18 protein-coding genes are annotated in these 15,522 nt (G+C 63.4%); 7 read left to right on the top strand and 11 right to left on the bottom strand.

From position 1 onward, the window contains the following. Positions 1 to 182: 182 nt before the first annotated feature. Positions 183 to 1,046 carry a DMT family transporter gene (locus tag ACWTU9_RS15575; protein WP_455859048.1) on the top strand — a complete coding sequence of 288 codons (864 nt, stop codon included), beginning with the start codon at positions 183 to 185 and terminating at the stop codon, positions 1,044 to 1,046. Positions 1,047 to 1,072: 26 nt separating this feature from the next. On the opposite strand, the gene ACWTU9_RS15570 is transcribed toward ACWTU9_RS15575, so the two are convergent. Genes ACWTU9_RS15570 through ACWTU9_RS15560 form a run of 3 tightly spaced genes read right to left on the bottom strand, consistent with a single transcriptional unit; the run spans position 1,073 to position 3,515 of the window. Further along, positions 1,073 to 2,113 carry a zinc-dependent alcohol dehydrogenase family protein gene (locus tag ACWTU9_RS15570; protein WP_455859047.1) on the bottom strand — a complete coding sequence of 347 codons (1,041 nt, stop codon included), beginning with the start codon at positions 2,111 to 2,113 and terminating at the stop codon, positions 1,073 to 1,075. A 39-nt stretch (positions 2,114 to 2,152) separates the two neighbouring features. Continuing rightward, positions 2,153 to 2,803 (bottom strand): maleylacetoacetate isomerase, encoded by a 651-nt coding sequence (gene maiA, locus ACWTU9_RS15565; protein WP_455859046.1) that lies wholly within the window; start codon positions 2,801 to 2,803, stop codon positions 2,153 to 2,155. 4 nt (positions 2,804 to 2,807) lie between these two features. Beyond that, a complete protein-coding gene (locus ACWTU9_RS15560) occupies positions 2,808 to 3,515 on the bottom strand; it encodes a fumarylacetoacetate hydrolase family protein (protein WP_455859045.1) in 708 nt (235 codons plus the stop codon). A gap of 208 nt (positions 3,516 to 3,723) precedes the next feature. Here ACWTU9_RS15560 and ACWTU9_RS15555 point away from each other — a divergent pair, with 208 nt between their 5' ends. After that, complete coding sequence (locus tag ACWTU9_RS15555) at positions 3,724 to 4,407, top strand: response regulator (protein WP_023681717.1); 684 nt, start codon at positions 3,724 to 3,726, stop codon at positions 4,405 to 4,407. Between the two features lie 39 nt (positions 4,408 to 4,446). Next, complete coding sequence (locus tag ACWTU9_RS15550) at positions 4,447 to 4,824, top strand: VOC family protein (RefSeq protein ID WP_455859044.1); 378 nt, start codon at positions 4,447 to 4,449, stop codon at positions 4,822 to 4,824. 22 nt (positions 4,825 to 4,846) lie between these two features. Here ACWTU9_RS15550 and ACWTU9_RS15545 read toward each other — a convergent pair whose 3' ends face one another. Together ACWTU9_RS15545 and ACWTU9_RS15540 are read right to left on the bottom strand one after the other, a co-directional pair. Beyond that, positions 4,847 to 6,190 carry an ATP-binding response regulator gene (locus ACWTU9_RS15545; RefSeq protein WP_454587773.1) on the bottom strand — a complete coding sequence of 448 codons (1,344 nt, stop codon included), beginning with the start codon at positions 6,188 to 6,190 and terminating at the stop codon, positions 4,847 to 4,849. 4 nt (positions 6,191 to 6,194) lie between these two features. Further along, a complete protein-coding gene (locus ACWTU9_RS15540; protein WP_455859142.1) occupies positions 6,195 to 7,367 on the bottom strand; it encodes an FIST N-terminal domain-containing protein in 1,173 nt (390 codons plus the stop codon). Between the two features lie 260 nt (positions 7,368 to 7,627). On the opposite strand from ACWTU9_RS15540, the gene ACWTU9_RS15535 reads away from it, so the two are divergent. The 3 genes from ACWTU9_RS15535 (at position 7,628) to ACWTU9_RS15525 (ending at position 11,514) form a co-directional block, all read left to right on the top strand. Beyond that, positions 7,628 to 8,128, top strand: coding sequence for a (2Fe-2S)-binding protein (locus ACWTU9_RS15535; protein WP_455859043.1), 501 nt, complete (start codon positions 7,628 to 7,630; stop codon positions 8,126 to 8,128). A 121-nt stretch (positions 8,129 to 8,249) separates the two neighbouring features. Beyond that, complete coding sequence (locus ACWTU9_RS15530) at positions 8,250 to 10,601, top strand: xanthine dehydrogenase family protein molybdopterin-binding subunit (protein ID WP_455859042.1); 2,352 nt, start codon at positions 8,250 to 8,252, stop codon at positions 10,599 to 10,601. A gap of 115 nt (positions 10,602 to 10,716) precedes the next feature. Beyond that, a complete protein-coding gene (locus tag ACWTU9_RS15525) occupies positions 10,717 to 11,514 on the top strand; it encodes an FAD binding domain-containing protein (protein ID WP_455859041.1) in 798 nt (265 codons plus the stop codon). Between the two features lie 139 nt (positions 11,515 to 11,653). Here ACWTU9_RS15525 and ACWTU9_RS15520 read toward each other — a convergent pair whose 3' ends face one another. From ACWTU9_RS15520 to ACWTU9_RS15495, 6 genes are all read right to left on the bottom strand, one after another. Next, positions 11,654 to 12,136, bottom strand: coding sequence for an SRPBCC family protein (locus ACWTU9_RS15520; protein WP_455859040.1), 483 nt, complete (start codon positions 12,134 to 12,136; stop codon positions 11,654 to 11,656). Positions 12,137 to 12,204: 68 nt separating this feature from the next. Beyond that, a complete protein-coding gene (locus tag ACWTU9_RS15515) occupies positions 12,205 to 12,699 on the bottom strand; it encodes a GNAT family N-acetyltransferase (protein ID WP_455859039.1) in 495 nt (164 codons plus the stop codon). Beyond that, positions 12,699 to 13,454 (bottom strand): copper homeostasis protein CutC, encoded by a 756-nt coding sequence (locus tag ACWTU9_RS15510; protein WP_455859038.1) that lies wholly within the window; start codon positions 13,452 to 13,454, stop codon positions 12,699 to 12,701. Before ACWTU9_RS15510 ends, ACWTU9_RS15515 begins: the two co-directional genes overlap by 1 nt. A 106-nt stretch (positions 13,455 to 13,560) precedes the next feature. Next, positions 13,561 to 13,992, bottom strand: coding sequence for a cupin domain-containing protein (locus tag ACWTU9_RS15505; RefSeq protein WP_455859037.1), 432 nt, complete (start codon positions 13,990 to 13,992; stop codon positions 13,561 to 13,563). Between the two features lie 101 nt (positions 13,993 to 14,093). Continuing rightward, positions 14,094 to 14,477 carry a hypothetical protein gene (locus ACWTU9_RS15500; RefSeq protein ID WP_455859036.1) on the bottom strand — a complete coding sequence of 128 codons (384 nt, stop codon included), beginning with the start codon at positions 14,475 to 14,477 and terminating at the stop codon, positions 14,094 to 14,096. 64 nt (positions 14,478 to 14,541) lie between these two features. Continuing rightward, positions 14,542 to 15,138, bottom strand: a complete 597-nt coding sequence (locus ACWTU9_RS15495; RefSeq protein ID WP_455859035.1) for an alpha-ketoglutarate-dependent dioxygenase AlkB — start codon at positions 15,136 to 15,138, stop codon at positions 14,542 to 14,544. 138 nt (positions 15,139 to 15,276) lie between these two features. Between ACWTU9_RS15495 and ACWTU9_RS15490 the strand changes: the two genes are divergently transcribed. After that, positions 15,277 to 15,504, top strand: a complete 228-nt coding sequence (locus ACWTU9_RS15490) for a KTSC domain-containing protein (RefSeq protein ID WP_454574261.1) — start codon at positions 15,277 to 15,279, stop codon at positions 15,502 to 15,504. The last annotated feature ends 18 nt before the right edge of the window (positions 15,505 to 15,522 follow it).

Raw genomic sequence — 15,522 nt, 5'->3', positions numbered from 1 at the left:
GACCAGCGTTTGGGAGATGGACGTGGTCGCAGCGAGGGCGTCCGCAGGGTTAGTTTTAAGAGCGAGTTCGGTCATCTGTATTGCTCAGTCGGCCATTACAGTTTTGCAAAATTGTACCGCATTGTCTCTGGCAGTTCCATACCCGCAGGCCCGATAGAGGGGCGCAAGAATTGGAGCCTGGAATGGATAAGACTGCGAGCGGCTGGGTGAATGGATTCGTCGGCGTGCTGATCTTCAGCGGTTCGCTGCCGGCAACGCGTGTGGCGGTGGCGGATTTCGATCCGACCTTTTTGACCTCGGCCCGCGCGGCGATTGCCGGGCTGCTCGGCCTGGCGATGCTCGTCCTGTTCCGGCAGAAGCGGCCGGAGCGCAGCGATTTCATGTCGCTGGTGATCGTCGCACTTGGCGTGGTGGTCGGCTTTCCCTTGCTAACGGCGCTGGCGCTGAAGCACGTCACCTCCGCCCATTCGATCATCTTCGTCGGCCTGCTGCCGCTCGCCACCGCGATCTTCGGCGTGCTGCGTGGCGGCGAGCGCCCGCGCCCGGCCTTCTGGCTGTTTTCCTGCGTCGGCAGCGGGCTGGTCGCGGGTTTTGCGCTTTCGCAAGGCGTGACGGCGTCACCGGTCGGCGACGGCCTGATGCTGGCCGCCATCATCGTCTGCGGATTGGGCTACGCCGAAGGGGCGGCGCTGTCGCGGAGGCTCGGCGGCTGGCAGGTAATCTGCTGGGCGCTGGCGATCTCGCTGCCGATCATGCTGGTACTGACGCTCGTGACCCTGCCGCCATCGTTCGCCACCATAGGTTCCGGCGCCTGGGTCGGTCTTGCCTATGTCTCGCTGTTCTCGATGCTGATCGGCTTCGTCTTCTGGTATCGCGGTCTGGCGCAAGGCGGCATCGCGGCGGTCGGGCAGTTGCAGCTGCTGCAGCCCTTCTTCGGCCTGGCGTTGGCGGCAAGCCTGCTGCACGAACAGGTGAGCCCGCTGATGGTGGTGGTCACGCTCGGAGTGGTGGCGTGCGTGTTCGGCGCGAAGAAGTTCGCGCGCTAAATCCGCGGCGGACGGCTACTCCGCACCTAGAACTTCGTCACAACCCCAATGCCGATCCCCTCAAAACCACCCATCGCCATCAAGGCGGCGGGCGCCTCGTCGAGGCTGATCTTCTTGCCGACGAGTAGCTCCGGCTTCAGCTTGCCAGTGCGGATCATCTCCATCATGGCGGGGTAGCGGTAGGCCTGCATGCCGTGGCTGCCGAGGATTTCGAGCTCGAAGGCGATCACCTTGTCCATGGGCACTTGTGGGCGGGAATGTTCGCCCAGCATCAGCCCGACCTGCACATGGCGACCGCGCCGGCGCAGATTGGCGATCGAGTTGAACGATGTCGTGGGATGCCCGAGCGCATCCATCGACATATGCGCGCCGCCATTGGTGATCTGCTTGACTGCCTTGACCACATTCGGCGTATTCGCCGCGTTGATGGTTGCCACGGCACCGATCTTTTTGGCGAATTCCAGTTTCTCGTCGGTCAAGTCGATGGCAATGACATTGGCGCCCATGGAGCTGGCGATCATGATCGCCGACAGGCCGACGCCGCCGCAGCCGTGCACGGCCACCCATTCGCCCGGCGTCACCCGGCCCTGGTCGACAATGGCGCGAAACGAGGTGACGAAGCGGCAGCCGAGGCTGGCGGCGGTGGCGAATTCCATCTCCTCGGGCAGGCGCACGAGATTGGTGTCGGCATGCTCGATGGCGACATATTCGGCAAACGATCCCCAGGCGGTAAAACCCGGCTGCGTCTGGTGTTCGCAGACCTGGTGGTTGCCTGAGTTGCATTCGAAGCAGCGGCCGCAACCGACGGCGAACGGCACGGTGACGCGCTCGCCGGCCTTCCAGCGGGTGACCCGCTTGCCTGCGGCGACGACGACGCCGGCCAGTTCGTGGCCGGGAACATGCGGCAGTTGGACGTCAGGGTCATGGCCCATCCAGCCATGCCAGTCGCTGCGGCAGAGTCCGGTCGCCTCGACCTTGATGACGACGCCATCGGCGGCCGGCTTCGGATCGGGCACGGTCTGGATCGTCGGCGCTTGGCCGAATTTCTCGAAGACGACGGCTTTCATCGGGTGGTCCTCATGCTCTGCACCAGCAACATTGCGCCGCTATTCCGCATCTATCTGATTCCCGGGCGCTGCCTTCTGAAAGGCCGGCAGCGCCATGCAAGCGGCGTGGATGTGCGATATGGTGGGGTAGGGCGTCAGGTCGACGCCGAAGCGGGCGTTGCTGGCGATCTGGGCGACCAGGCAGATGTCGGCGAGGCCGGGCGCGTTGCCATGGCAGAAAGTGCCGGTCTCGGCCGATGAAGCCAGAATCTTTTCAAGCGGCTGAAAGCCCTCGTTAACCCAGTGGCGGAACCAGTTGACGACATCCTGGTCGCCGGCGCCAAACAGCATGCGCAGCGAGGTCAGCACGCGCAGATTGTTCACCGGGTGGATGTCGCAGGCAATCATCTGCGCCAGCATTCTCACGCGCGCCCGCCCGAGCGCGCCCCTGGGCAGCAGCGGCGGTTCAGGCTTGGTCTCGTCGAGGTACTCGATGATCGCCAGCGACTGGGTCAAAAGCGTGCCGTCGCCCAGGATCAGCGCCGGCACCAGCGCTTGCGGATTGACCGCGCGGTAGGCCGGCTCCAGGTGCTCGCCATGGCGCAGATGATGCGGCACGTAGTCGTAGGTCAGCCCCTTCATCTCCAACGCGATGCGCACGCGGTAGGAGGTGGAGGAGCGGTAGTAGTTGTGGAGGACGAGGTCGCTCATCGCATTACGACTTGCCGATGGGATCTTGGCCGATGGTGATCTCGATGGTGCCGATGCCGTCGACGCCGCCGGTCATCGTCTGGCCCACTGCCACGGCGCCGACGCCGGCCGGCGTGCCGGTAAAGATCAGGTCGCCCGGTTGTAGTGCAACCGACTCGCTACAGATCGAAACGATATCGGCGATCGGCCAGATCAGTTCGGCGAGGTCGCCATCCTGTTTCACCGCGCCGTCGACGGCGAGCCAGATGCGGCCCTTTTTCGGGTGGCCGGATTGTGCGGCTGATATCAGAGGGCCACAGGGCGCCGAACGATCGAACGCCTTAGACCAGTCCCAGGGCCGCGCCGCTTTCTTGGCCTCGTCCTGAAGGTCGCGGCGGGTGAGGTCAATGCCGACGCCGTAGCCCCAGACATGGTCGAGCGCTTGCGCGCGGGGGATGCGGACGCCAGCCTTGCCGATCGCCGCGACCAGCTCGATCTCGTGATGCAGGTTCTTTGTCAGCGGCGGGTAGTGGATCGTCATCCCTGAATCGACCACCGCATCGGCCGGCTTGGTGAAGAAGAAGGGCGGGTCGCGCTCGTCATTGCCGAGTTCGCGGGCATGCGCGGCGTAGTTGCGGCCGACGCAGAAGATGCGGCGCACCGCAAAGCGGGCCGCCGAGCCTGCAATGGCGACCGACGGGGTTGCGGGCAAAGGGAGGACGAAGTCTGTCATGCCAGGTCTTTCTGCTTCAGCTTCCGGCACATTTGACCGATTTGAACCGCCGGGCAAGCATGAGCGTCCGCAAAAGCGTCGGCTCGGCCTTGATCGTCTGGAAGAAGTCGGCTTCGCCTCCGGGGGTTAAGATGGCGATAGACTATTTGCCAATAAGCTGGCCATACCAGCGGGAGTATCGTGCCCAGGGAGGACTGAAACGAGCCCCATGACAGCAATCAACGATCGTGCCCGGTTCCTGATCATCGACGACCATCCGCTGTTTCGCGAGGCGTTGCACAGCGCCGTTCAGATGGCCTATCCCGAAGTCGACACGGTGGAGGCACGATCGATCGCTGAAGCGCTCGATCTTCTGGGTGGGATAAAACCGTTCGATCTGGCGCTGCTCGATCTCAACATGCCTGATGTCCATGGCTTTGACGGGCTGCTGCAGCTCAGGACCCGTCATCCGCGGCTGCCAGTGGTCGTCGTCTCGGGCTATGAGGAGCCGAAGATCATCTCCGAGGCGCTGTCCTATGGCGCCGCCGGCTTCATCCCGAAATCGGCGCGCAAAAGCGATCTTGCCGCCGCCATCCGCTCGGTGATGGAGGGCGCGATCTATGTGCCGGAAAACTACGAGGGACAGCCGCCCGACGCTGACAGCACAGACCGCGCCGACATGGTACAGCGGCTGGCGAAACTGACGCCGCAGCAACTCAGAGTGCTGCAGATGCTTCGCCAGGGCCTGCTCAACAAGCAGATCGCCTACGAGCTGCAGGTCGGCGAAACCACGGTCAAGGCGCATGTCTCGGAGATCCTGCGCAAGCTCAACGTCTATAGCCGCACGCAAGCGGTGATCGAGGTATCGAAGCTGGACAATGCGGAGCTGTTTCGCGATCAGGCGGGGTTTTGAGGCGGCGGGGTAGGCGGGTCCGCGAGAGAGGCTTACCCTATGAAAATCACGGCGCTCGATCATATCGTTCTTGCGGTGGATAACGTCGAGCGCACTTGCTGTTTCTACGAACGAGTGCTTGGCATGGAGCCGCGCCAGGAGCGACCTGGCAAATGGTCGTTACATTTCGGCGCCAACAAGATCAGCCTTCAGGACGCCCGCGCCTTTGCCGACATCGCGCGCGACACGGTACCCGGAAGCGGCAATTTCTGCGTTCTCACCGATACGCCGATCACAGAGGTGGTGAGACAGCTTTCGGCGGAACGCATAGAGATTGTCGCTGGACCGGGCGAACGCTCGGGAGCAATTGGTGCCATTTTCTCGGTCTATTTCAGGGATCCTGACGGCAATCTGATCGAAGTCAGCAATCAGTTGTAACCGAAAGGCTCAACCGAGAAGTTCAAGCCAACAAATGCGCCAGCAGCGCCCTTAACTGCGCTGGTTTCAGCGGCTTGCGCATCAGTTCGATGCCGGCGGCGCGGGCGGCTTTCACCACTGCTTCAGAGCTGTCGGCGGTGACGATCAGGGCCGGCACCGCGCGGCCGAGATAGTCGCGGACGTCAGCGATGGTGGCGGTGCCGAGGTCGCCGTCGTCGAGATGTTGGTCGGCAATGACGATGTCGGGCACCCAGTCGGTGTCGCCGAGCAGGCTGAGTGCATCCTCGGTCGACGTCGCGGTGCGCACCAGGCATTGCCAGCGCTCGAGCAGGAAGGTCATGGCCTGCAGCACATCGGCGTCGTTTTCGACCAAAAGCACCTTGGTGCCGAACAGGCCGTAGCCGCGCGGCCGCTCCATCTCGGCAAGGCTGGCGATGGCATCGGCGCTGGCGCCGATGCCGACCGGCACATCGATATGGAAAATGGTGCCGCGCCCGAGCTTCGAGGAGAACGTCACGGGATGGCCGAGCGCGGCGGCCATGCGCCGCACGATGGCAAGGCCGAGCCCCAGCCCGCCGCCGGAGATTCCGGTATCGCCCGGAATGGCGGAGCCGCGATGGAATTCCTCGAACACCGCCTCGCGCTGATCTTCGGGAATGCCGCAGCCGGTGTCGGCGACATCGATGCGGATGGTGTCGCCGCGGTGCCTTGTGCCGACCAGCACGCCGCCGGAGCGGGTGTAGCGCAGCGCATTGGACAGGATGTTTTGCAGGATGCGGCGCAAAAGCGTGCGGTCCGAACGCACCACCGCGCTGACCGGGCGGAACTTCAGCGCCAGGCCCTTCATCTCGGCAACCGGCAGGAAGTCCGAGCGTAGCGAGGAAAACAGCGTCTCCAGATTGACGTCGCCAATGTCGGGCTCGACCACGCCGGCATCGAGCTTGGAAATGTCGAGCAGCGTGCGCAGCAGGTCTTCCATCGTCTCCAGCGAGCGCTCGACCTGGCGGACGAGTTTCTTGCCCTCGTCGCTGGTCTGCACTTCGGCCAGCGCCGAGACCGAGAGGTGGGCGGCGTTCAGCGGCTGCAGCACGTCATGGCTGGCTGCGGCCAGGAACCGCGTCTTGGACAGGTTCGCCAACTCGGCGTTTTCCTTGGCGGCGCTGAGGTCGATGTTCGACTGCTCCAGCCGGCGCAGCGTCGAATGCAGTTCCTCAGTGCGGATGCGCACCCGGTTTTCCAGTGAAATCGCGGTCTGGAACAGCGAGAAGGCGTTGCCCTGCTGGTCCATCGAGCGCTCGACGCGGCTGACCAGAGCGGCGTTGATCTTCTTCAGCCTGTCGACGTCGTCAATATCCCTGAGCGGCATGGAGCTACTCCGCCGCCTGTCGTTCGCCGAACGCGATGCCGGTGAAAGTCTGGTTGAGGTGCATCGATCGGTACTGTTCGCCATAGGTGCCGAAGCCGATGACGTTGTTGACCCGATAGAGTTCGGAGATGTCGCGGAACACCTGGCGGTTGCGGGCGTCCAGCCTTCGCAGCACGCAATCGAAACCGAGCACCATGTCGATGCCGCCGAGCCGCTCCTCGACGTCGCGCAGGGCGGCGCGCGTCGATTCCACCATGTCCTTGGGCTGGGCGATGGACAACACGACGCCGTCGTCGATGGCGCAGAAGAATGACAGCGAGCCGTCGGGATGCATCTTCTGGATCGAGCGGCAATAATATTCGCCGCCCACCTTCACCACCACCGGGTGCGAGGCGAAGCTCAGCGGCGTCAGGTTCTGCGCGACGATGCCGACCGACGCGGCATATTCCTCGGCCGCGTTGGTGGCGTTGAATTCGCGCACGGTGCGGTGGTCGGGATCGGATGCCGTCACCACCAGCTTCTCATCTGTAGGAACGAAATTGTCGGTCTTGAAGACGTGGAAGGGAATTTCGGTTGATATCAGCACGATGATGGCGCTGTCGGAAGCCACCTTGCCGTTCGAGATCAGCCTGGTGGTTTCGAATTTCAAATCGTCGCCCGCCGAACCGCCGATCAGCGGGATGTCGTCCAGCCCCCAATGGATGGCCGATGTCACCGCTTCCTCGGCAAAGGACAGGCCGTCGATGAAGCAGAGCGCAAAGGTGCTATTGGAATGGTAACCGCCGATGCGTCCGCGCAGCAGGCGCCGCAAGGCCTCGACTTCATCGGTGATCCTGTCCATGCCCGACGAGGAGAGATTGTCGACCATGGTGCTGACCGCGGAGAATGACGCGGAAGGAAGCAGAAGCGCCAGCACGTGGCCTTCCTCCAGGCCCTGCGGAGTGATCTCGCCGGCAGTCGAGCAGGCGGCATAGGTCAGCGTCGGCGCATGGGTCTTCAGCGCTTGCGACAGTGCGGTGGCGTCGACCAGGCTCTGCGAGAAGAACAATAGCGCAAAGCCGGCGTTGATGGCTGAGGCTTCGGCGGCGACAGCCCCGGCGAATGCATCGGCGTCGGGCTCGTCGGTGGTGATCGCCGACAGACCGGATGCATAGCTCGTCCGTGAACTGGCCAGCAGCTTTCTCCGCGTTCCTCCGACGCATTTTTGTGCGCGCTTGATTTTATGTCTTTTGGCGCCAGCGTCGATGACATTGTTGCCCCCAATCCGCACTTTGGCAATGGGGTGGACGAGCCCATGATTTTCGCTTTCTCCATGACCGAAAGTACAATGAGCACCCGTGTGTTTTTTGCGCGTTGTGCGGTGTACGAATAGCGCATGGCCGAGCGCCAGAGCCGCATCGGCAGCATGATTACCGAGGTTATACCCAGGGAGGATGCATGTCGGACGTTTCGTTTGTCGTGAACGGAAAACGGGTCAGCGGCGCTGCCGAAGACCGAACGCTTCTGGTTCATTTCCTGCGCGAAAATCTCGGTCTCACCGGAACGCATGTCGGCTGCGACACCTCGCAATGCGGCGCCTGCGTCGTGCATGTCGACGGCAGGGCGGTGAAGTCCTGTTCGATGCTGGCCGTGCAGGCCTCCGGGTCGACCGTGGTGACGATCGAGGGGCTTGCCAACGGCGCCGACCTGCATCCGGTGCAGGCCGCGTTCAAGGAACATCATGGGCTGCAATGCGGCTTCTGCACGCCAGGCATGATCATGACCGCGACCGACATGATCGCGCGCCATCCCGAAGGCCTCGACGAGGCGACGGTGCGCACCGAACTCGAAGGCAACATCTGCCGCTGCACCGGCTACCACAACATCGTCAAGGCGATCCTCGCCGCATCGAAGACGATGGCGAAGGCGTCGAAGGGCAGGGCGAAACAAGCGGCTTAGAACGAGGGGAATAAGGGAATAGGGCAGTAGGGGAGTAGGGCAAAAAGGCTAAACCGGGCCGCTTTTCCCTACTCCCTTACTCCCCTACCGCCCTACTCCCCTAAATTCCGGAGGAATTCCTATGGGCATTGAAGGTATCGGCGCTCGGGTCGCGCGCAAGGAAGACAAGAGGTTCATCACCGGCGCCGGCCGTTATGTCGACGATATGGTGGTGCCCGGCATGAAGCATGCCGCCTTCGTGCGCAGCCCGCACGCGCATGCGCAGATCAAGAAGATAGACGTCAAGAAGGCGCAGGCCATGCCCGGCGTCATCGGCGTCTTGACCGGCAAGGAACTCAAGGCCGACGGCATCGGCAACCTGATCTGCGGCTGGATGATCCATTCCAAAGACGGCTCGCCGATGAAGATGGGGGCCTGGTCGCCGCTCGCTGTCGACAAGGTGCGCTACGTCGGTGATGCTGTCGTCATCGTGGTGGCTGAAACCAAGGGCCAGGCGCGCGACGCGGCGGAAGCCGTCGAGATCACCTACAAGGAATTGAAGGCGGTGGTCGATGCGACCAAGGCGCTGCAAAAAGGCGCGCCGCAGGTCCATGCCGAGGCCGAGGACAATCTGATCTTCGACTGGGAGATCGGCGACGCCAAGGCGACAGACGCGGCGATCAAGGCTGCCGCCCATGTCACCCGCATGAAGATCGTCAACAACCGGCTGGTTCCCAATGCCATGGAGCCGCGTGCCGCCCTTGGCCACTACGACAAGGCCGAGGACCACTTCACCTGTTGGACGACCTCGCAGAATCCGCATGTCGCGCGGCTGGTGATGAGCGCCTTCTACAATGTCGCGCCGGAAAACAAACTGCGCGTCATTGCGCCCGATGTCGGCGGCGGCTTCGGCTCGAAGATCTACATCTATCCCGAAGAGATCGTCTGCCTGTGGGCATCGAAGAAAACCGGCGTGCCGGTCAAATGGGTCGCCGACCGCACCGAAAGCTTCCTCACCGACGCGCATGGCCGCGACCATGTCTCGACCGTCGAAATGGCATTCGACAAGAACAACCGGATCACCGGTTTCAAGGTCGACACCATCGCCAATCTCGGCGCCTACATGTCGCTGTTCTCGTCCTGCGTGCCGACCTATCTCTACGCGACGCTGCTGTCGGGCCAGTACAATATCCCGGCTATCCACGCCAATGTGCGCACCGTCTACACCAACACGGCGCCGGTGGATGCCTATCGCGGGGCAGGGCGGCCCGAAGCCACCTACCTGCTGGAGCGCACCATGGAAGCGGCCGCGCGTGAGCTGGGCGTGTCGCCGGCGGAGCTCAGACGCAAGAACTTCATCACCGCATTTCCGCACCAGACGCCTGTCATCCTGAACTATGACGCCGGCGATTATGGCGCTTCGCTCGATACGGCGATGGCGGCCTCCGACTATGCCGGCTTTGCCAAGCGCAAGGCGGCCGCCGCCAAGGCGGGCAAACTCCGTGGCATCGGTATGAGCTGCTACATCGAGGCGTGCGGTCTTGCGCCGTCGGCGGCGGTCGGCTCGCTCGGCGCCGGTGTCGGCCTGTGGGAGTCGGCCGAAGTGCGGGTCAATGCCGTCGGGACGATCGAGGTGCTGACCGGCTCGCACAGCCATGGCCAGGGCCATGAGACGACCTTCGCGCAGCTGGTCAACCAGCGTTTTGGGGTACCACTGGATTCGGTTTCGATCGTCCATGGCGACACCGACAAGGTGCAGATGGGAATGGGCACCTACGGCTCGCGCTCGGGCGCCGTCGGCATGTCGGCAATCGCCAAGGCGCTCGACAAGGTCGAGGCCAAGGCCAAGAAGATCGCCGCCCACCTGCTCGAGGCCGACGAGGGCGACATCGTCATCGAGAATGGCGAGGTCAAGGTCGCCGGCACCGACAAGACCCTGCCCTGGTTCCAGGTGGCGCTTGCCGCCTACACCGCCCACAATCTGCCGGCCGGCATGGAGCCGGGGCTGAAGGAGACGGCCTTCTACGATCCGGCAAACTTCACCTTCCCGGCGGGCTGCTACATCTGCGAGGTCGAGATCGATCCGGAAACCGGCACGACCGAGATCGTCCAGTTCGTCGCGGCGGACGATTTCGGCAACATCATCAACCCGATGATCGTCGAGGGCCAGGTGCATGGCGGCATTGCCCAGGGCATCGGCCAGGCGCTGCTCGAAGGCGCCCATTATGACGCCGGCGGACAGCTGCTGACGGCGAGCTACATGGATTATACGATGCCGCGCGCGGGCGACCTGCCGTCGTTCAAGGTCTCGACCTCCAACACGCCGTGCCCGAGCAACCCGCTCGGCATCAAGGGCTGTGGCGAGGCCGGCGCCATCGGCTCGCCGCCGGCGGTCATCAACGCCATCACCGACGCCATCGGGATTACCGACATCGCCATGCCGGCCTCGCCGTCCACCGTCTGGGCAGCGATCCGCGCGGCGAAGAAGCACTGAGAAGCGAATAGCGACAGGGAGTAGCGAATAGGGAAAGAGGCGCAGTGCGAAGGGGCAGTCCCTACTCGCTATTGGCTATTCCCTATTCGCTCTTTCCCCGAAGGGAGAAAGACAAATGTACGCAGTCAACTACCACCGCGCCGCCTCCATCGCTGACGCCGCCAAGATGGTGAAGAGCGGCGACGCCAAGCTTTTGTCGGGCGGCATGACGCTGATCCCGGCGATGAAGACCAGGCTTGCAGCACCTTCCGACCTGGTCGACCTGTCGCGGATCAAGGAGCTGCAAGGCGTCAAGGTGTCGGGCAAGACCGTCACCATCGGTGCGGCCACCACACATTACGACGTCGCCAGTGACGAGAAGCTGCGAAAGGCCTGTCCGGCGCTGGCGAATATGGCGTCGCTGATCGGCGACCCGGCGGTCCGCCACAAGGGCACGATCGGCGGCTCGGTCGCCAACAATGATCCGGCTGCCGATTATCCGGCAGCATTGCTGGCGCTTGGCGCCACCATCGTCACCAACAAGCGCGAGATTTCGGCCGCCAAATTCTTCACCGGCTTGTTCGAGACGGCACTGAAGGAGGGCGAGATCATCACCGCGGTCAGATTCACCGCGCCGGCGAAGGCTGCCTACGAAAAATTCCGCAATCCGGCCTCGCGCTACGCGATCGTCGGCGTGTTCGTGGCCAAGGGCAAGGATGGGGTCGGCGTTGCCGTCACCGGCGCCGGCGACGACGGCGTGTTCCGCTCGAAGGAAATCGAGGCCGCGCTGGCGAAGAGCTTTGCCGCATCAGCGCTCGACGGCGTGAAAGTGCCGGCGAAGAATCTGATGACCGACCTCCACGCTTCGGCCGAATACCGCGCCAACCTGATCGCGGTGATGGCCAAGCGCGCGGTGAACGCCGCCAACGCCTGATTTCTACCGATACAAATGTCTGGAAGGGGCCCTTCGCGGCCCCTTTTTTGCTGGAGCGGCTCATTGTTTCAAGGAAACGCGGAGCTATTCTATCGCGGAAAAATCGGTGCGCGACTGGCTGGCAGCCAGCAAGGCGGTATCATGCCGCCTTCTTCTGCGCCGCGAGATAGCGGCGCAGGCCGGCTTCGCCGCGCGGCGTGGTCCAGCGATGGTTCCAGGCAAAGGCTGGCCTGAGCAACGGCGCCAGGAACTTGAGGATCGGCCTCTCGACCGTCACCTGCCAAACAAGATCGACATGGGTGCCGGTGCCCGAAGGCGACAGTTCCGCACGCCACAGGCCCTCGAAATCGCCGAAGGTCTTGACCACCACCAGCCGGCCGGGCTCGAGCTCGGCGGCTTCGACTATGAAGTTCAGTTCATAGGGCAGGGCGCCTCGTGCCCGCGCTTTGGCCCGCGAGCCGACGACGCCCTTGCCCTTGCGGTCGAGTGGCACGACCTCCTTGTAGACGTCGCCCCACCACAGCGGCAGCAACTCTGCGTCGGAGAGCACGTCCCAGACCTGTTGCGGCGTCGCCTCGGGAATGTCCCAGCTCTCATCGAAGCGGAAGACGTTGCTCGGCATGGTATTTCGCCTCCGGCTGGCGAAGTTACATTAGGCCTGGCTTCTTTATGGCGCCAGTGGCGCCCGCGTCATCCGGCGATCTGCCTGAGATAGTAGCGCACCGCCTTCTTGCCGCCATGGATCACGGCGTCGCCGACCTCGGCAAAACCGAGCGCGGCGTGGAAGGCGTCGGAAGCCGGGTTGGGGGGCTCGGCATTGACCTCGCAGGTAACGATGCTGTGGCCCGCGCGGGCGACTTCCACGAACAGACCCTCATAAAGCCGGCGGGCATGGCCGCGGCCGTGCGCCTCGCCGGCTACGACGACGCGGTCGACATAGACGAAGCGTGGATAGCGCTCGCGGAACCAGAGGAAGTTCGGGCTGTCGTAGCATGCATCCTGGTCGAAGGTCATGATGAAGGCTTCGAGCGCGCCGATGCGCTTGGTGTAAAACGCTTCGCCGAGCAGGAAGGACAGGCGTTCGGGTTCGAGCCATGACAGTTCGGCCGCATGCTCATTGTTGAGTGCGAGGATGGCAGCTTCATCCGCTGCCGAGACGCGGCTGATCGACGCGGGCGTGGTCATCAAGCCCTGGCCGCCGCGATTGTCGCCGCCACCAGCGCGCCGTCGGTTACCGTGGTGCGATATTCGCGGTCGAGATCGGTGCCGCCCATACCGACTTGCGGATTGCGATAGGCCATTGCGCTCGGCACGTCCTTGAGCGCGGCGAAATGCATTTCGGCAAGCCCAGTCCCAGCCAGCACCGCGGCGATGTTTTCGGGATCGAGCGCGCCGCAGCCGAGTATGATTATGCGGCTGCCGGCCTGGCGGACGAGATCCGCCAACAAGCCGGCGCCTTCAAGCGCGGTGTCGCGCTGGCCGCTGGTCAGCACGCGACCGACCTTGCAGCGGATCAGCGCTTCCAGCGCCTCGGCCGGGTCGCGGGTCATGTCGAAGGCGCGGTGGCAGGTGACGTTGAGCGGACCCGCCGCCTCGACCAGTGCGCCCATGCGGGTTTCGTCGATTGTGCCGTCGGCATTGAGGCAGCCGACGACGACACCGGCGACGCCGAGATCGCGCAGCGCTGCGACATCGGCGAGCATCGAGCGGTATTCGGCCTCGCTGTAGAGGAAGTCACCACCGCGCGGCCTCACGATGACATGGAAAGGAATGGTCGCGCTCTCAAGCGCTGCGCGCACCGTGCCGAGGCTCGGCGTGATGCCGCCTTCGACCAGGCTGGCGCAGAGTTCGACCCGGTCGGCGCCGGCGGCTTGCGCGGCCAGCAATCCGTCGATGCCTTCGACGCAGATTTCGATCAGGGGGCGAGCATTACCGGCCAAGAGACGATCCTTCATGAATGCAGACGGCCAGCCCTAGCATCGGCTCGATTGCCGGGGAAGCGGAACAACCAATCGCTGCTTGGGCCAGCCGGGAACCCGGCCGCAGTTACTGGCGCAGCACCGTGTTCTTGACGCCTTGCTCAACCTGGTCGATGACCAGCAGCTTGACCGGGCCGTCACCGATATTGGTCGCCTGGTGCCACTGGCCGATCATCTCGACGATGAAGTCGCCGGCCTTGTAGGTGTTGGCGTTGCCGGTCTCGACATTCGTCACCTTGAGCGTTCCAGCCTCGACATAGGCGTAACGGGCAAACGGGTGCTTGTGCACCGGCAAGGTGGCGCCGACCGCGATGTCGTAGGTCGAAACCAGCACCTGGACATTTTTCTGCGGCAGCACGATCGGCTGGCCGGAAGCCGTCTGGGTGCGATCGGCAAGCGGCGTCACGACAACCGGGGTCCCGCTGCTGTCCAGTGCCCTGGCGGCGTTTACCGATAATGCGACCGCGAACAGCAGCGTCGATGCCAGAATCTTTCGCATGGTTCCTCCAAGTTTTTGCCGCCACATCCGTGGCAGGCATCCGCGCAAGGTGCGCCAAAGTTCTATCTATCGTCGGTTACCGGTCGATGGGAGACATAACGTCATCCACCCGCGCCATCGTCCACCATCCTATTGGTGAGTTTCTCATAGATGTTGCTGCATGTCTGAGACTGCGGGCAGTGTTTTGCGATAAGCACCGGGGCGACAGTCAGTGCGACGGCGACCAGCATTTGCAGGAAGAGAGAAGGCCCGAACCGTTTGCCGAACAAGGCCCGGCAAGCGAAGTAGAGGCTCTGCGCCAGGCATGCCCAGACAAGGACATGCAACAGCGTGCTGGTCGCTCTCGCATAGGGCGTTACGTATCCGTCGGGAAAGCCGACCATCCCAAGATCGACGAGCCATTGCAAAGCCAGCAGGCAGGACAGACACGCCCATAGAACGAGCGTTGCGCGGACGCCCAGGGATTTGCTGCGATCAACGCTCATATGCAATCGAAGCACAACTGGGCGCTGCCTTCCAGAGCGGCTGCTGCGTGCCTTGGAGTGGTGGCTATTTCAAGGTGCGCAGCGTGATGGAATAGCGGTGCCCGGCGACTGGCGGAATGCTGTGCTCCCATTCGTGGCGCGCCGGACCGTCCATGAGATAGACGGACCTCGGCTCGACCTCGATCGTCTCACGGTCCCATTTCACGCCGGCTTTACGGCGCAGCCGAAAGCTGCACGGCGCCAGCAGCGACACGCCGGCGACGAGTTCGAAGTGCGGCTTGTCGCGATGCCATCCTATGCCCGCTCCCGGGCGGTATTCATTGATCAGTATTTGCGCGAAATCTGGGGCTGCGCGACCGGCAAAGTCCGCTACCTTGTCGCGAAGCGGTAGCAGGAATTCTGGGATGGGCGGCGCTTCAACGACCTCGCGCCGATCGTAGTCGTAGCGCAGGCCAAAGCCGGCCACCTGCCGGTTGGCAAGATGGCCATGGAAGTCAAAGGGCTTGAACGACAGTCCCTTGAGGTGACCGACCAGTGCGGTCTCTTCGTCTGGAGTGATCAGGTCCGACCGATAGGAGAACCCTTCCGGCAGGGTGGACGCCATGCCGAAGAGATCGCCCTGGCAGGCGTGGGCTTCAGTGCTCGATTTCATCGGTGACATCTGACGCAGATAGGAAGGCTCAGCGAGCAGGCAAGATTTTGGCGCAGCCGGAGGCCTGTCCGTCCGACGGAACCTCCGGATTGCTGCGGCATTAAGAACTGGCGAAGCGGGATTTTGAGGCGAAGCAGGACTTTTGACATGCCGTCCACAGCCATCCGCAACACGCATTACGACCCGGCGACGAAGGTGCTTTCGGTCTGGTTCGTCCCGAGCGGGAACCGCTACGACTATGAGGAGGTCGAGCCCGAGACCTATGCGGCGTTCAGGGCCGCCTTCTCGAAAGGGCAATTCTTCAACGAGTTCATACGTGATCGCTACCGGTTTCGCCTGGTTGAGGACGGGCGCCGGCGAGCGGCTGGATCCTGAGCAACGCATCAGGCCCCG

The sequence above is a fragment of the Mesorhizobium sp. 128a genome (assembly GCF_053848025.1).
Note: the sequence above shows the minus strand (reverse complement) of the source record. Positions and strands in the feature narration are given on the sequence as shown.

Coding starts and splice junctions, on each gene's coding strand:
- ACWTU9_RS15525 (WP_455859041.1), top strand. CDS start 10,717: ATGTACGCAGTCAACTACCACCGCGCCGCCTCCATCGCTGACGCCGCC.
- ACWTU9_RS15515 (WP_455859039.1), bottom strand. CDS start 12,699: ATGACCACGCCCGCGTCGATCAGCCGCGTCTCGGCAGCGGATGAAGCT.
- ACWTU9_RS15495 (WP_455859035.1), bottom strand. CDS start 15,138: ATGTCACCGATGAAATCGAGCACTGAAGCCCACGCCTGCCAGGGCGAT.
- ACWTU9_RS15550 (WP_455859044.1), top strand. CDS start 4,447: ATGAAAATCACGGCGCTCGATCATATCGTTCTTGCGGTGGATAACGTC.
- ACWTU9_RS15520 (WP_455859040.1), bottom strand. CDS start 12,136: ATGCCGAGCAACGTCTTCCGCTTCGATGAGAGCTGGGACATTCCCGAG.
- ACWTU9_RS15500 (WP_455859036.1), bottom strand. CDS start 14,477: ATGAGCGTTGATCGCAGCAAATCCCTGGGCGTCCGCGCAACGCTCGTT.
- maiA (WP_455859046.1), bottom strand. CDS start 2,803: ATGAGCGACCTCGTCCTCCACAACTACTACCGCTCCTCCACCTCCTAC.
- ACWTU9_RS15490 (WP_454574261.1), top strand. CDS start 15,277: ATGCCGTCCACAGCCATCCGCAACACGCATTACGACCCGGCGACGAAG.
- ACWTU9_RS15545 (WP_454587773.1), bottom strand. CDS start 6,190: ATGCCGCTCAGGGATATTGACGACGTCGACAGGCTGAAGAAGATCAAC.
- ACWTU9_RS15530 (WP_455859042.1), top strand. CDS start 8,250: ATGGGCATTGAAGGTATCGGCGCTCGGGTCGCGCGCAAGGAAGACAAG.
- ACWTU9_RS15505 (WP_455859037.1), bottom strand. CDS start 13,992: ATGCGAAAGATTCTGGCATCGACGCTGCTGTTCGCGGTCGCATTATCG.
- ACWTU9_RS15555 (WP_023681717.1), top strand. CDS start 3,724: ATGACAGCAATCAACGATCGTGCCCGGTTCCTGATCATCGACGACCAT.
- ACWTU9_RS15570 (WP_455859047.1), bottom strand. CDS start 2,113: ATGAAAGCCGTCGTCTTCGAGAAATTCGGCCAAGCGCCGACGATCCAG.
- ACWTU9_RS15575 (WP_455859048.1), top strand. CDS start 183: ATGGATAAGACTGCGAGCGGCTGGGTGAATGGATTCGTCGGCGTGCTG.
- ACWTU9_RS15535 (WP_455859043.1), top strand. CDS start 7,628: ATGTCGGACGTTTCGTTTGTCGTGAACGGAAAACGGGTCAGCGGCGCT.
- ACWTU9_RS15560 (WP_455859045.1), bottom strand. CDS start 3,515: ATGACAGACTTCGTCCTCCCTTTGCCCGCAACCCCGTCGGTCGCCATT.